Raw genomic sequence first — 896 nt, forward strand, 5'->3', positions numbered from 1 at the left:
ATATCTTCGGCGGCGATGGTTTCAGGTCGAATCCGGCTTTCAGCAAAGGCCACATCTTCAGGCACTTGGGGATTAAGGTGATGACAAACCATCAACATATCAAGGTGTTCAGCGATCGTGTTGACGGTATATGGGCGGGTGGGGTTGGTCGATGAGGGTAGCACATAGCGTTCGCCAGCAATTTTGATAATATCGGGAGCATGGCCGCCGCCCGCACCCTCAGTGTGATAGGTATGGATAGTGCGGCCAGCAATCGCGCGAATTGTATCTTCTAAAAAGCCAGCTTCGTTGATTGTGTCGGTGTGAATTGCCACTTGCACATCGTATTGATCGGCCACGCTCAAACACATGTCGATCGCAGCGGGCGTTGTGCCCCAATCCTCGTGCAATTTCAAGCCACATGCGCCAGCCTGAATCTGCTGAATCAACGATTCGGGCTGAGCAGCATTGCCTTTGCCCAAAAAGCCAAGATTAACTGGCCAAGCATCGGCGGCTTGCAGCATTCGCGCCATATTCCAAACACCTGGCGTACAGGTGGTGGCTTTGGTGCCAGTAGCTGGGCCAGTTCCGCCGCCAAGTAGGGTTGTCACGCCATTCGAAAGCGCTTCGGGAATTTGGCCAGGCGCAATAAAGTGAATATGGCTATCAATCCCGCCAGCGGTGACGATCATATGCTCGCCAGCGATCACCTCGGTATTCGCGCCAACCACCAATTCAGGGTCAACTCCGGCCATGGTATCAGGATTGCCAGCCTTGCCAACTTTAACAATTCGGCCTTGTTTGATCCCAATATCACCTTTGACGATGCCCCAATGATCGATAATGATCGCGTTGGTAATGACTAAATCGAGCACATCGTGGGCGCTGCTGCTTTGGCCCATGCCATCGCGAATCAC

1 protein-coding gene is annotated in these 896 nt (G+C 53.0%); it reads right to left on the bottom strand.

The window, feature by feature from the left end:
- On the bottom strand, positions 1 to 896 hold an 896-nt coding region (locus DEF47_RS01105), incomplete at both ends, for an urease subunit alpha (RefSeq protein ID WP_287044919.1).

Source organism: Herpetosiphon sp., from assembly GCF_003512625.1.
GTDB lineage: Bacteria > Chloroflexota > Chloroflexia > Chloroflexales > Herpetosiphonaceae > Herpetosiphon > Herpetosiphon aurantiacus.